This window comes from Macrococcus brunensis (assembly GCF_004359615.1).
Classification (GTDB): Bacteria; Bacillota; Bacilli; order Staphylococcales; family Staphylococcaceae; genus Macrococcus; species Macrococcus brunensis.
Window position 1 is genome coordinate 1 of the sequence record NZ_SCWA01000046.1, and the last position, 708, is coordinate 708.

Below are 708 nucleotides of genomic sequence, written 5' to 3' on the forward strand. Positions count from 1 at the left end.
CCGGATTCACCGTGATGGTGCCGTCCGCGTTCACCACTGCCCATGCCGGCAGGGTCGTCGCATCCGCCGGCGCATAGCTTGTGCCTGCCGGTGGTGCTGTGCCGTCTGAATTGAGCGGCGCTGCGATTGTTGCCGTTGTACCCGGCTCCACTGTCGTATCCACGTAGTCCGGCTGGTTGTCTACTGCATCGGTCGTACCTACGGTCACCACTACATTAATTTCTTCTGAAGAACCATCTGGATAAGAAACTGTTACCGGAATCGTTGTTTGTCCGGCCGGCATCGTCGCGTCCGGATTCACCGTGATGGTGCCGTCCGTGTTCACCACTGCCCATGCCGGCAGGGTCGTCGCATCCGCCGGCGCATAGCTTGTGCCTGCCGGTGGTGCTGTGCCGTCTGAATTGAGCGGCACTGCGATTGTTGTCGCTGTACCCGGCTCCACTGTCGTATCCACGTAGTCCGGCTGGTTGTCATGCGCATCTGTCGTACCTACGGTCACCACTACATCGATCACACCGCCTGAGCCGTCCGGATATGTCACTGCCACCGGGATTGTCACCTGACCTGCTGGGACGCTGATATCCGGATTCACCGTGATGGTGCCGTCCGCGTTCACCACTGCCCATGCCGGCAGGGTCGTCGCATCCGCCGGCGCATAGCTTGTGCCTGCCGGTGGTGCTGTGCCGTCTGAATTGAGCGGCGCTGCGA

General features: G+C 61.2%; 1 protein-coding gene. It reads right to left on the reverse strand.

Annotation, left to right across the window (positions count from 1 at the left end; genetic code table 11):
* Positions 1 to 708: Rib/alpha-like domain-containing protein (locus tag ERX27_RS11125; RefSeq protein ID WP_208001785.1), on the reverse strand; the 708-nt coding region annotated here is incomplete at both ends.